Source organism: Streptomyces sp. NPDC001157, from assembly GCF_053598255.1.
Genome location: NZ_JBSFJW010000006.1, coordinates 193,185 through 205,910, shown reverse-complemented (window position 1 = coordinate 205,910; position 12,726 = coordinate 193,185). Strand labels below are relative to the sequence as shown.

Here is a 12,726-nt window from a genome sequence, read left to right as displayed (position 1 = left end):
TCATCGGATGAGTGAAGAGTAGCCGGGGGATGGGGCGTGGGGGAGACCCCACTTACCTTCCGATGAGCCGGGCCTGTGCCTCACGCCACCGGGCGGTATCGCCCCGCGGCTCGTAGCGGGTGAGCGGCTGGGTGCGCGTGAGCAGGCGCCGTCCCTGCGCGAGATCGCCGACCAGCCCGTGCGCCCGGGCCTGGACCAGCACGTTCCCCAACGCGGCCGCCTCGGTCGGACCCGCCACCACCGGCAGTCCGCACGCGTCGGCGGTCAGCTGGCACAACAGCGCGTTCCGCGTCCCGCCGCCGACGACATGTACGACGTCCACGGGGTGGTCGGCCAGCCGCTGGGCGTCCTCGATCGCCCGGCGGTGGGCCAGTGCGAGCGAGTCGAGGAGGCACCGCGTGATCTCCGCAGGGGATTCGGGCACCGGCTGCCCCGAGACACGGCAGGCCTCGGCGACCCGCTCCGGCATGCGCCCTGGCGCCAGGAACGCCGCATCCCCGGCATCCACCAGCGACCTCAGCGCCGGTACCTTGGCCGCCTCCAGCAGCAGCTCGCCCAGAGCCGGCTCACCCCAGGCCCGTACGCACTCCTGGAGCAGCCACAACCCCATGATGTTGCGCAGATAGCGGACCGTGCCGTCCAGCCCCAGCTCGTTGGTGAAGTTGGCGGCCCGGCTCTCCTCGCTCAGCACCGGCGCCGCCAGTTCGAGGCCGGCCAGCGACCAGGTCCCGGTGCAGATGTACGCGAACCGCTCGCCGCCGGCCGGTACGGCGGCCACCGCCGACGCCGTGTCGTGCGAACCGACCGCCGTCACCGGCACCGGACCCCGCAGCCCGGTCTCCTCCAGCACCTCCGGCCGCAGCACACCCGCCGGATCCCCGGGCTGCCGCAGCGGCGCGAACAGACCCAGGTCGACGCCCAGCCGCGAGGCGACCTCGGACGACCAGTCGCGCGTCCGGGGATCGATCAGCTGGGTGGTGGAGGCGTTGGTGAGCTCGGTGCCCTGCTCGCCGGTGAGCCAGTAGGACATCAGGTCCGGGATGAGCAACAGCCGCTCTGCATGGGCCAGTTGGGCCGTCTCGCGCGCCGCCACCAGCTGATACAGCGTGTTGAAGGGTGCATACTGCAACCCGGTCGCCACATACAGCTGCTCGGCGGGCACGCTCGCCCACACCTTCTCCGCGACGCGCTCGGTACGGGAGTCCCGGTAGTGCACGGGATTGCCGAGCAGCGCCCCGTCCGCGTCCAGCAGCCCGTAGTCCACGGCCCAGCTGTCGATACCGACGGAGTCGACCTGCCCGGCCGCCCGCAGCCCGTCCAGGACACCCCCATAGAGGGAGAGGATGTCCCACCGCAGTCCCTCGGGCACCCGAACGGGCCGGTTGGGGAAGCGGTGAGCCTCGGTCAACTCCAGGCTGTCCGGGCCCACGCGGCCGACCATGACACGCCCGCTGGACGCGCCGAGGTCGATCGCGGCGTACGACTTCACGAGCGCGCTCACCGCAGGAAGGCGGCCGCGACACCGGCGTCGACCGGCACGTGCAGCCCGGTCGTGTGGGTCAACTCCCCGCCGGTCAGCGCGAACACGGCGTTGGCGACATGCTCCGGCAGCACCTCCCGCTTGAGGATGGTCCGCTGGGCGTAGAACTCGCCCAGCTTCTCCTCCGGCACCCCGTACACGGCCGCCCGCTGCGCACCCCAGCCGCCCGCGAAGATCCCGGAACCGCGCACCACACCGTCCGGGTTGACCCCGTTGACGCGGATGCCGTGCTCGCCCAACTCGGCGGCCAGCAACCGTACTTGATGGGCTTGGTCGGCCTTGGTGGCCGAGTAGGCGATGTTGTTGGGCCCGGCGAAGACGGCGTTCTTGGAGGCGATGTAGACGATGTCGCCACCCAGCTCCTGCGCGATCATCACCCGAGCCGCCTCCCGTGACACGAGGAAGGACCCCCGGGCCATGATGTCGTGCTGCAGGTCCCAGTCCCTGGCCGAAGTCTCCAACAACGGCTTGGAGATGGAGATCCCGGCGTTGTTGACCACCAGATCGACGCCGCCGAAGGCGAGCACGGCCGCCCTGAAGGTCGCCGCGATCTGCTCCTCGTCCGTCACGTCCACCGTCACGGCGACGGCCTTGTCCGGACCGCCCAACTCCTCGGCCACGGCAGCGGCGTTCTTTGCGTTCAGATCGGCGACGACGACACATGCGCCCTCACCGACCAGCCGCTGCGCGATGGCCTTCCCGATCCCGCTGCCCGCGCCCGTGACCAGCGCAATGCGCGTGGCGAGCGGCTTGGGCCTCGGCATCCGCTGGAGCTTGGCCTCCTCCAGCGCCCAGTACTCGATGCGGAACTTCTCCGACTCCTCGATCGGCGCATACGTCGACACGGCCTCGGCACCGCGCATCACGTTGATGGCGTTGACGTAGAACTCACCGGCCACCCGCGCGGTCTGCTTGTCCTTGCCGAAGCTGAACATGCCCACTCCGGGAACCAGCACGATCGCCGGGTCGGCGCCGCGCATCGCGGGGGAGTCGGGCAGTGCGTGCCGCTGGTAGTAGGCGGCGTACTCCTCGCGGTACTCGGTGTGCAGCTCCTTCAGCCGCGCGATCGCCTCCTCCAGGGGAGCGGCCGGCGGCAGGTCGAGCACGAGCGGCCGCACCTTCGTACGCAGGAAATGGTCGGGGCAGGAGGTCCCGAGCGCGGCGAGCCGCGGATGCTCGGCGCGCGCCAGGAACTCCAGGACGGCATCGGAGTCGTTGAAGTGCCCCACCTGCGGCTTGTCCTGAGAGGAGACAGCCCGCACATACGGCGCCAGCGCCGCAGCCCGCTCCCGCCGCTCCGCCTCCGGCAGCGCCTCGTAGCCCTCGATGACCGGCCCGAACGGCTCGTCCTTCCCCCGCTCGGCCAGGAACGCCTCGGCGGTGCGGATGATGTGCAGCGAGTTCCGCTCGCACTCCTCGGAGGTGTCGCCCCAGGCCGTGATCCCGTGCCCGCCGAGGACGCACCCGATGGCCTGGGGGTTGGCCTCCTTGACCGCGGCGATGTCCAGGCCCAGCTGGAAGCCGGGTCGCCGCCACGGCACCCACACGACGGTGTCGCCGAAACACTCGGCGGTCAGCTTCTCCCCGTCGGCGGCACAGGCGAGAGCGATCCCGGAATCGGGGTGCAGATGATCGACATGCTCGGCCTCCACCAGTCCGTGCATCGCGGTGTCGATGGAGGGAGCGGCACCCCCCTTCCCGTGCAGGCAGTAGTCGAACGCGGCGACCATCTCGTCCTCGCGCTCCACACCCGGGTAGACACCCTTCAGCGCCCGCAACCGATCCAGCCGCAACACGGCAAGCCCGGCCTCGGTGAGCGTGCCGAGGTCACCACCGGACCCCTTGACCCACATCAACTCGACGTCACCACCGGTCACGGGGTCGGTGTCGGTGGCCTTCGCGGAGGCGTTGCCTCCCGCGTAGTTGGTATTGCGGGGATCAGAGCCGAGCCGGTGGGAACGAGCCAGCAGTGCGGCGGCTTCGGGGTGGGGTGCCATGTCCATTCAGTCCTTCTGGAGATACGTGCCCTGTCAGGTGCGTGGGGTTGTATTGATTTGCGGCTTCGCCGCGCGGGCGTGACCGGACACATCGGGCCCGCAGTCTGTAAACGGCAGGTTCTGGCGGATGGGTGGCAGTGTTCAGGCTCCCCATCCGGCTTGTTGTCCACCGACCCGCTCTTCGACGATTTTTTCGGCCCATCCGGTGCGGCGGTAGGCGCCGATCGGGTCGGGGTCGAGCCCCATCTCCTCGCGGACCTCGGCCAGCAGCGGGCGTACGTCGGTGTTGTAGGCGTCCATGAGGACGGCGTTGGCTTCGAGTACGTCCCCGGCTCGCTGCGCTGCCTGGAGTGCGTCGCGGTCGACGAGCAGTGCTTTGGCGGTGGCTTCCTGGACGTTCATGACGGAGCGGATGATGGCGGGGATCTTGGCTTCGATGTTGTGGCACTGGTCGAGCATGAAGGCGACGTGGGACGTGTAGCCGCCGCCGTGGATGACTTCGTGCATGATGCGGAAGAGCTGGAAGGGGTCGGCGGCGCCGACCATGAGGTCGTCGTCGGCGTAGAAGCGGGAGTTGAAGTCGAACCCGCCGAGTTTGTTCTCGCGCAGCAGGGTGGCGACGATGAACTCGATGTTGGTGCCGGGTGCGTGGTGTCCGGTGTCGACCACGACCTGGGCCTTGTCGCCCAGTTTGAGGCAGTGGGCGTAGGCGGTGCCCCAGTCGGGGATGTCGGTGGCGTAGAAGGCGGGCTCGAAGAGCTTGTATTCCAGGAGCATGCGCTGGCTGTCGCCGAGCCGCTCGTACACCTGGGCCAGGCCTTCGGCGAGGCGGTCCTGCCGTGCGCGGAGGTCGTCCTGTCCGGGATAGTTGGTGCCGTCGGCGAACCACAGCTTCAGGTCCCGGGACCCCGTCGCGTCCATGATGTCGACGCACTCCCGCAGATGATCCAGCGCCTTGCGCCGCACCGCCGGATCGGGATGGCAGATGCTGCCCAGCCTGTAGTCGTCGTCCTGGAACGTGTTCGAGTTGATCGCACCCAGCTTCACGCCCTGGTCCTCGGCGTACTTCGCCAGGGCACCGTAGTCCTCCACCCTGTCCCACGGAATGTGCAGCGCGACCGTCGGGGCCACACCCGTCACCGCGTGCACCTGCGCCGCATCGGCCAGCTTCTCCTGCGGCGTGCGCGGCACGCCCTGCTGGGCGAACACCTTGAACCGGGTCCCCGAGTTCCCGTACGCCCACGACGGCGTCTCGATCTTCTGCGCCGCGAGTGCTGCCTTCACGGCGGACTGGTCTGGCATGACCACCTCTGAACAATGTTTGAATCGTTTCAGCGAAAGTAGTCCCACTGGTGGGATGCCGTCAAGGCGTCGGCGCGCTCACTCTGACGAGTTCATGCGAGTGCCAAGATTTTCGTTGCCGGAACCCTTGACGGACCGCCCCTGTGGCCTCACGATGCCGTGAAACGTTTCATGGCTCCTTTCAGGGCTGCTTACACGTGTCATCACCTGATGGCTCACCGGCCCTCCGTCCCCGAACTCCCCCTCCGAAAGGCCGCCTTGATGAGCAACGACGCCATCTCCCGCAGGCCCGCCGAACCCCGAGTGACCCGCTCCCAGTGGCGCCTGGCCGTCCTCTCCGGCATGGCTTCCTACCTGGACTCCGGCATCATCGTCTCCTCCGGCCTGTCACTGGGCCTGTGGCAGAGCCGCTTCCACCTGTCCTCCTGGGGTCTGGGCGCGCTGAGTGCGGCGCTGACCTTCTCCATCGCCGCGGGCTCGCTGGTCGGCGGCCGCCTCGCCGACCGCTTCGGCCGAGGGCGTGTGTACGGGATCGACATCCTCGTCTACGCCGTCGGCGCCGCCCTGCTGGTCTTCGCCCCCAACAGCGCGTTCCTCTTCGCCGGCATGATCATCGGCGGTCTCGCGGCCGGCGCCGACCTGCCGACCTCGCTGGCCATGGTCTCCGAGCACTCCCCGCGCTCGGTACGCGGCCGGCTGATCGGCGCGACGCAGACCATGTGGGTCGTCGGCATCACCGCCGCGATCATGATCGGCTTCGGTACCTCCACGCTCGGCTACCTCTCCGCTCAGCTGCTCTTCGCCCATCTCGCCGTCGTGGCCCTGGTCGGCTGGGTGCTGCGCAACCGCATGCAGCTCTCTCCCGTCATGGAAGAGGCCGAGCGCGGCGGTGGTGGCGAGGGCATCGACGCACGGGCGCTGCGCCGCCTCGGTGCCAAGCCGGTCCTCGTCCCGCTTGTCGCGACGGGCGGCTTCTACCTCGCCTGGAACCTCGCCGCCAACACCATGGGCCAGTACGGCACGTACTTCCTGACCACCGTCAGCGGCGCCTCCCAGACCCTCGCCACGGGGATGGGCCTGGCCGGGCTCCCGATCGGACTGCTCTGCTCGCTCGCCTTCGTACGGCTGGCCGACACCCCCTGGCGCGACCGGCTGTTCCACGTCTGCGCGGTGCTCCAGGTCCTTGCCTTCGCCGTGGCCGCGGCAACCGGAGGCGCCGTGCTCGCGGCGATGGTGTTCTTCCTGCTCCTCTACAACGTGGTCAACCAGTTCGCCGGTGAGGCCAACTACAAGGTCTGGTCTCAGGAGGCGTTCCCCGAGGAACTGCGCGCGACCGCCCAGGGAGTGACCTACGGCCTCAGCCGCGCCCTGTGCGGTGCCGCCGGTCTGGCCACTCCGACCCTGATGGCGACCAGCGGTTCGGCCGTCCTGTGGATCATCACGGCGTGTGTGGCCGTGTCCGGTCTGATCGGTGTGTGGGTTGTTCGCACCATCGCTCCGCAGGGGCGGGCTGCGGCCGCAGGGACCACATCCGCCGTCCGCGCGAAGGAAGCGATCTGATGCGAGTCACCGCACCCGTCCTGGAACACCATCGCGAGCCGCTCGGTATCGGCGAGTCCCGCCCCCGCCTGAGCTGGCGCACCGAGACCGACACACCGGGCTGGACGCAGCAGGCGTACCGGCTGGAGATCACCGGCGCCGGCGGCACCGTCCTGACCGACACCGGCCGCGTGGACGGCGCCGAATCGGTGCTGGTGGAGTGGCCGGGCGAGGAGCTCGCCTCCCGCAGCCGGGTCGGGGTGCGCGTCCAGGTGTGGGGCGAGGACGCCGAGCCGTCCGCCTGGTCGCCGCTCACCTGGGCGGAGACGGGACTGCTCGCCCGTACCGACTGGACCGCCCGGCCCGTCACCCCCGACCGCGAACCCGCCGACGCCCCGCTCTCGGTGGCGCTGCTGCACCGCACCTTCAGTCTCGCCAAGGCGGTCGCGTCGGCACGGCTCCACATCACCGCCCACGGCGTCTACGAGGCCGAGATCAACGGCAACCGTGTCGGCGACCACGTGCTCGCCCCCGGCTGGACCTCCTACCGCCACCGGCTGCGCTACCAGACCTTCGACGTCACCGGCCTGCTGCGCGAGGGCGACAACGCGATCGGCGCGCTCCTCGGCGAGGGCTGGTACACGGGCCGGCTCGGCTTCCACGGCGGCCGGCGCAACCTCTACGGCGACCGCCGCGCGCTCCTCGCCCAGCTGGAGGTCACCCACGCCGACGGCACCGTCACCACCATCGGCACCGACAAGGCCTGGCGCGCCACGACCGGCCCGATCCTGCGCTCCGAGCTCTACGACGGCGAGGTCCACGACGCCCGGTCGGCCCGCCCCGGCTGGTCCGAACCGGGCCACGACACCTCCGACTGGTCACCCGTCTCCGAACTCCCGCTCCCCGAGGCCCAGTTGGTGGCTCCCACCGGGCCGCCCGTGCGCCGCACCCAGACCCTGGCGCCCGCCGCCGTCCTCACCACACCGTCCCGGAAGACCGTCCTCGACTTCGGGCAGAACCTGGTCGGACGTCTGCGTATCCGCGTCTCGGGCCCGGCCGGACACACCATCACCCTGCGGCACGCGGAAGTTCTGGAGCACGGCGAACTCGGCGTACGGCCCCTGCGTCTCGCCGCCGCCACCGACACGTACACCCTGGCCGGCGCGGGCGAGGAGACGTACGAACCCCGCTTCACCTTCCACGGGTTCCGCTACGCCGAGATCGACAACTGGCCCGGCGAGTTGGACCCGTCCGCGGTCGAAGCCGTCGTCCTGCACACCGACATGGCGCGCACGGGATGGTTCGAGTCCTCGCACGAGCTCGTCAACCGCCTGCACGAGAACGTCGTGTGGGGCATGCGCGGCAACTTCCTCGACATCCCCACCGACTGCCCCCAGCGCGACGAACGCCTCGGCTGGACCGGCGACATCCAGGTCTTCGCCCCCACCGCCTCCTTCCTCTACGACTGTTCCGGCATGCTCGGCGGCTGGCTGCGCGACCTGGCCGCCGAACAACTCGCCCGCGCAGACGGCACACCCCCGCTGGTCGTGCCCGACGTCCTGCCCGCCGGCTTCGGCGGCACCCCGCACGCGGTGTGGGCGGACGTTGCGGTGCTTCTCCCGTGGACGCTGTACCGGCGCTTCGGCGACCTGGCGGTGCTGCGCACCCAGTACCCGAGCATGCGCGCCTGGGTGGAGACCGCTGCCCGCCTCACCGAGGAGGGCGGCGGCCTGTGGCGGCAGGACTTCCAACTCGGCGACTGGCTCGACCCGGCCGCCCCGCCGGACGCTCCGGGAGACGCCCGTACGGACGGCGATCTCGTCGCCAATGCGTACGTCGCCCGCTCGGCCGACGTGCTCGCCGAGACGGCGCGGCTGCTGGGGGAGAAGGACGACGCCGTACGGTACGAGGAGCTCGCGCGGTCGGTGCGGGCGGCCTTCGCCGAGGAGTTCGTCACCCCGCGTGGGCGGATGTCGAGCGACGCGCAGACCGCGTACGCCCTCGCGCTGTGTTTCGCACTGCTGCCGACGGAGCGTCAACGGCTCGGCGCAGCTGAGCGGTTGACGTTCATCGTGCGCAAGGCGGGCTTCCGCATCGCCACCGGATTCGCCGGTACGCCGCTGATCTGCGACGCCCTGTGCGCCGGCGGGGAAGCGCAGCTGGCGTACCGGATGCTCCTGGAGAAGGGCTGCCCGTCCTGGCTGTACCCCGTGAGCATGGGGGCGACGACCGTGTGGGAGCGATGGGACTCGATGCTGCCCGACGGGAGCATCAACCCCGGCGAGATGACCTCCTTCAACCACTACGCCCTCGGCGCTGTCGCCGACTGGCTGCACCGCACGGTCGCGGGCCTCGAAGCCGCCGAACCGGGCTGGCGCAGGTTGCGCATCGCACCCGTTCCCGGCGGAGACCTCACCTTCGCCAAGGCCGCCCACGACACGCCGTACGGCCGTGCCGAGGCGGGCTGGCGGATCGAGAACGGCACGCTCGTGGTGGAGGTGCTCGTCCCGCCGAACACCCGGGCCGAGGTCCGACTCCCGGGTGATGACGAGCCGTTCGAGGTCGGCTCGGGCCGCCGTACCTTCCGGCGGGCGTATACGGCGCCCGCCTGGCCGCCGGCCGCGATCCGGAATCCGTTCGCCGAGCCGGAGGAGTAGGACGAGCGAGGTGCTCAGGCCAGGACGGCCGGCCTGAGCACCTCCACGCACCACTGGCGGAACGTGGTCGGGCTGGGCGATGCGATGCGGTGGTCCTCGTCGTAGGCGTCCTTGATCTGGGCCACGGCCATGTCGACCAGGCCCTGCGCCCATGCCTCGCTCGCGCCGTGCTCCAGCATCATCGCCCGGTAGGTGTCGAGGGGCAGCTGCCGATACCGGACGGGCCGCCCCAGCACCTCGGAGAGGACCTGTGCCATGCCGTTGGGGGAGAGGGCGTCGGGGCTGACCACGGGGACACCCTCCTGACCGCTCCACGACCGGTCGAGCAGGAGCTCCGTGGCCTTGGCCGCGATGTCCCGGGTGGCGACGGACGCGACGACGCGGTCGCCGGGCTGCGGCCAGTGGAACGCGCCCTGGTCCCTGATCGCGGCCACCTGCCACAGCAGGTTCTCCATGAAGGCCGGCGGTTGCAGTGCCCGGTAGTGCACTCCGGTGTCCATGAGCATCCGGTCCTTGGCCAGCGACGCCGACAGATGCCCGGCGTTCTTCTCGATTCCGCGGCCCATGGTCGACACGGCGACGACCCGCTTGACGCCCCGGTCCCCGATCGCCTGACAGGCCGCACGCGTGTAGTCGACGTAGTGGCCTTCGACGTCCTCCGCACGCGGGTCCGGCGGCACCACCCAGAACACGGCGTCCGCGCCCGCGAAGGCCTCCATGACGACATCGAGGTCACGGTGCGACCCCTGGACGACCTCGACGCGCCCGCGCACCTGGGCAGGCAGCCGGGAGGGGTCGCGCGCGATCACACGGACCGGCTCCTCGCCGTCGAGGAGACCATCGACGACCTGGCGGCCGATCTGACCGGTGGGAGTGGTGATGACAAGCATGGAAAAGCTCCAAGGGGGCTCGCTGGAAAGGCAGTTGGCACCCTCGCGCCGCTGGAAGGACCAGCTGGACGGACCGGGGAACCGCGTGCTTCGATCCTGCGGTGCACCCCCGCGGGACGGAAGGACCGAAGGGATCCCGCTTGTTACCCTCTGGGTAATACCGAACGGAGGTGCCGGACCGTGGAATCCCGAGCACTGCGCTACTTCGTCGCCGTGGCCGAAGAACTCAACTTCGCCCGCGCCGCCGAACGGCTGGGCATCTCCGCCCCGCCCCTCTCCCGCGCCATCCGCAAACTCGAGGCCGACCTCGGCGTCACCCTCTTCGAGCGCACCACCCACAACGTCGAGCTGACCCCCGCCGGCACGGTCCTGCTCGGGGAGGCCCGGATCGCGCTCGACGCCCTGCAGGCGGCCGGCCGACGGGCACAGCGCGCGGCCGCCCAGGACGCCAAGCTGGTCCTGGCCCTCAAGGCCGACGGCGACGGGGGCCTGCTGGAACCCATCCTGGCCCGCTACGCGACCGAGCCCGCCGCCCTCCCCGTCACGATCCGCCTGTCCGGCTGGGGTGACCAGGCCCGTCTGCTGCGCCAGGGCGAGGCGGACGCGGCCCTGATCTACGAACCCTTCGACCACACGGGCCTGGACAGCGAAGCGGTCACCGTCGAACGCCGCCTGGCCGCCCTCCCGGCCGCCCACCCCCTGGCCGCCCGCGACCACCTCACCCTCGCCGACCTGGCCATCCCGGGAGTCGAGGCGGGCCGTCTCGACGGCCTGGCCGCCTACCTGGACATGATCGTCGAGCGCCATGACGTCGCCGACCTGCCCCAACTGCTCACCCTTGTCGAACTGGGCGAGATCGTGACCCTGCTGCCCGAATCCGTCACCACCCGGTATCCGCGCCCCGGCATCGCCTACCGCGAGATCCCGGACGCCCCACCGGCCACCCTGTCGATCGCCTGGCCGCAGCAGTCCTGCTCGACGGCCACCGCCGCACTGGTCCGGGTGGCGACGTCGGTGGTCCCGCCTGTCGAGGTGGTCGCATGAAGTACCTCGTCCGAACGCGCGGACGTCTTCCGTCGACACGAACCGCGTACTACGTGATCGACTGCGCCACCCCGGAACGAGCGCGGGAGATCGCCGAACGCGTGCCGGCTTCCATGTCGTGGCGGTAGAGGTGCGGTCCGTCCACGACTCGTTCGGGATGGGAGAAACCTGACGGCACGGGGCCATGTCCACGGAACCGCTTCGCGAACCTCTGACGTGCCCTGTCAGGTGCGTGGGGTTGTATTGATTTGCGGCTTCGCCGCGCGGGCGTGACCGGACACATCGGGCCCGCAGTCTGTAAACGGCAGGTTCTGGCGGATGGGTGGCAGTGTTCAGGCTCCCCATCCGGCTTGTTGTCCACCGACCCGCTCTTCGACGATTTTTTCGGCCCATCCGGTGCGGCGGTAGGCGCCGATCGGGTCGGGGTCGAGCCCCATCTCCTCGCGGACCTCGGCCAGCAGCGGGCGTACGTCGGTGTTGTAGGCGTCCATGAGGACGGCGTTGGCTTCGAGTACGTCCCCGGCTCGCTGCGCTGCCTGGAGTGCGTCGCGGTCGACGAGCAGTGCTTTGGCGGTGGCTTCCTGGACGTTCATGACGGAGCGGATGATGGCGGGGATCTTGGCTTCGATGTTGTGGCACTGGTCGAGCATGAAGGCGACGTGGGACGTGTAGCCGCCGCCGTGGATGACTTCGTGCATGATGCGGAAGAGCTGGAAGGGGTCGGCGGCGCCGACCATGAGGTCGTCGTCGGCGTAGAAGCGGGAGTTGAAGTCGAACCCGCCGAGTTTGTTCTCGCGCAGCAGGGTGGCGACGATGAACTCGATGTTGGTGCCGGGTGCGTGGTGTCCGGTGTCGACCACGACCTGGGCCTTGTCGCCCAGTTTGAGGCAGTGGGCGTAGGCGGTGCCCCAGTCGGGGATGTCGGTGGCGTAGAAGGCGGGCTCGAAGAGCTTGTATTCCAGGAGCATGCGCTGGCTGTCGCCGAGCCGCTCGTACACCTGGGCCAGGCCTTCGGCGAGGCGGTCCTGCCGTGCGCGGAGGTCGTCCTGTCCGGGATAGTTGGTGCCGTCGGCGAACCACAGCTTCAGGTCCCGGGACCCCGTCGCGTCCATGATGTCGACGCACTCCCGCAGATGATCCAGCGCCTTGCGCCGCACCGCCGGATCGGGATGGCAGATGCTGCCCAGCCTGTAGTCGTCGTCCTGGAACGTGTTCGAGTTGATCGCACCCAGCTTCACGCCCTGGTCCTCGGCGTACTTCGCCAGGGCACCGTAGTCCTCCACCCTGTCCCACGGAATGTGCAGCGCGACCGTCGGGGCCACACCCGTCACCGCGTGCACCTGCGCCGCATCGGCCAGCTTCTCCTGCGGCGTGCGCGGCACGCCCTGCTGGGCGAACACCTTGAACCGGGTCCCCGAGTTCCCGTACGCCCACGACGGCGTCTCGACTGCCTGGGTCTTCAGCGCGGCCTTCACCGCGGCGAGCTCGGTCACTTCAGGGCTCCTGTGACGTCTGGCCGGAACGGCCGATGGATGAATCGATTCAGGACGGGAAGCTTAGAGCCCCCTGCGGGGGTGTCAAGCATTCCGGCAGAGGCTGTTGCCCGTGGCCCGGCCGTGGCCTCTGGCTCTCGAAGGGGTCTCGAAATTTTTTCGAGGCTCACCCATTGACGTGACATGGCCGACGCGCCTAACGTCCCGGCAACCAAGTTGAAACCTTTCACGACGTCGTGAGCCCCTTGTCGGCGTCGTCGAGGA

At 69.9% G+C, this 12,726-nt stretch carries 8 protein-coding genes; 3 read left to right on the top strand and 5 right to left on the bottom strand.

The window, feature by feature from the left end; all coding sequences use genetic code 11:
- Positions 1 to 52: 52 nt before the first annotated feature.
- The 3 genes from ACWDAG_RS13500 to rhaI (ACWDAG_RS13490) all read right to left on the bottom strand — a co-directional run bounded on the left by ACWDAG_RS13500 (position 53) and on the right by rhaI (ACWDAG_RS13490) (position 4,839).
- A complete protein-coding gene (locus ACWDAG_RS13500) occupies positions 53 to 1,489 on the bottom strand; it encodes a rhamnulokinase (protein ID WP_450695975.1) in 1,437 nt (478 codons plus the stop codon).
- Positions 1,490 to 1,497: 8 nt separating this feature from the next.
- On the bottom strand, positions 1,498 to 3,537 hold the full coding sequence (locus ACWDAG_RS13495; protein WP_450695749.1) for a bifunctional aldolase/short-chain dehydrogenase: 2,040 nt from the start codon (positions 3,535 to 3,537) through the stop codon (positions 1,498 to 1,500).
- Between the two features lie 141 nt (positions 3,538 to 3,678).
- On the bottom strand, positions 3,679 to 4,839 hold the full coding sequence (gene rhaI, locus ACWDAG_RS13490; protein ID WP_450695748.1) for an L-rhamnose isomerase: 1,161 nt from the start codon (positions 4,837 to 4,839) through the stop codon (positions 3,679 to 3,681).
- A gap of 261 nt (positions 4,840 to 5,100) precedes the next feature.
- On the opposite strand from rhaI (ACWDAG_RS13490), the gene ACWDAG_RS13485 reads away from it, so the two are divergent.
- Together ACWDAG_RS13485 and ACWDAG_RS13480 are read left to right on the top strand one after the other, a co-directional pair.
- Entirely contained in the window at positions 5,101 to 6,399 is a 1,299-nt protein-coding gene (locus tag ACWDAG_RS13485) for an MFS transporter (protein ID WP_450695747.1), read from the top strand.
- Positions 6,399 to 9,035: a family 78 glycoside hydrolase catalytic domain gene (locus ACWDAG_RS13480; protein ID WP_450695746.1), complete on the top strand. Its 2,637-nt coding sequence runs from the start codon at positions 6,399 to 6,401 to the stop codon at positions 9,033 to 9,035. Before ACWDAG_RS13485 ends, ACWDAG_RS13480 begins: the two co-directional genes overlap by 1 nt.
- A 14-nt stretch (positions 9,036 to 9,049) precedes the next feature.
- On the opposite strand, the gene ACWDAG_RS13475 is transcribed toward ACWDAG_RS13480, so the two are convergent.
- Positions 9,050 to 9,925 (bottom strand): NAD(P)H-binding protein, encoded by an 876-nt coding sequence (locus ACWDAG_RS13475; RefSeq protein WP_450695745.1) that lies wholly within the window; start codon positions 9,923 to 9,925, stop codon positions 9,050 to 9,052.
- A gap of 180 nt (positions 9,926 to 10,105) precedes the next feature.
- On the opposite strand from ACWDAG_RS13475, the gene ACWDAG_RS13470 reads away from it, so the two are divergent.
- Positions 10,106 to 10,969, top strand: a complete 864-nt coding sequence (locus ACWDAG_RS13470) for a LysR family transcriptional regulator (RefSeq protein WP_450695744.1) — start codon at positions 10,106 to 10,108, stop codon at positions 10,967 to 10,969.
- Between the two features lie 332 nt (positions 10,970 to 11,301).
- Here the strand turns inward: ACWDAG_RS13470 and rhaI (ACWDAG_RS13465) are convergent, their stop codons facing one another.
- Positions 11,302 to 12,462 (bottom strand): L-rhamnose isomerase, encoded by a 1,161-nt coding sequence (gene rhaI, locus ACWDAG_RS13465; RefSeq protein WP_450695743.1) that lies wholly within the window; start codon positions 12,460 to 12,462, stop codon positions 11,302 to 11,304.
- Between the last annotated feature and the right edge of the window lie 264 nt (positions 12,463 to 12,726).

What these genes read in the sequence shown, in the direction of transcription:
- ACWDAG_RS13475 (WP_450695745.1), bottom strand. Translation starts at nt 9,925, where the DNA reads ATGCTTGTCATCACCACTCCCACCGGTCAGATCGGCCGCCAGGTCGTC.
- ACWDAG_RS13495 (WP_450695749.1), bottom strand. Translation starts at nt 3,537, where the DNA reads ATGGCACCCCACCCCGAAGCCGCCGCACTGCTGGCTCGTTCCCACCGG.
- ACWDAG_RS13485 (WP_450695747.1), top strand. Translation starts at nt 5,101, where the DNA reads ATGAGCAACGACGCCATCTCCCGCAGGCCCGCCGAACCCCGAGTGACC.
- ACWDAG_RS13480 (WP_450695746.1), top strand. Translation starts at nt 6,399, where the DNA reads ATGCGAGTCACCGCACCCGTCCTGGAACACCATCGCGAGCCGCTCGGT.
- rhaI (WP_450695748.1), bottom strand. Translation starts at nt 4,839, where the DNA reads ATGCCAGACCAGTCCGCCGTGAAGGCAGCACTCGCGGCGCAGAAGATC.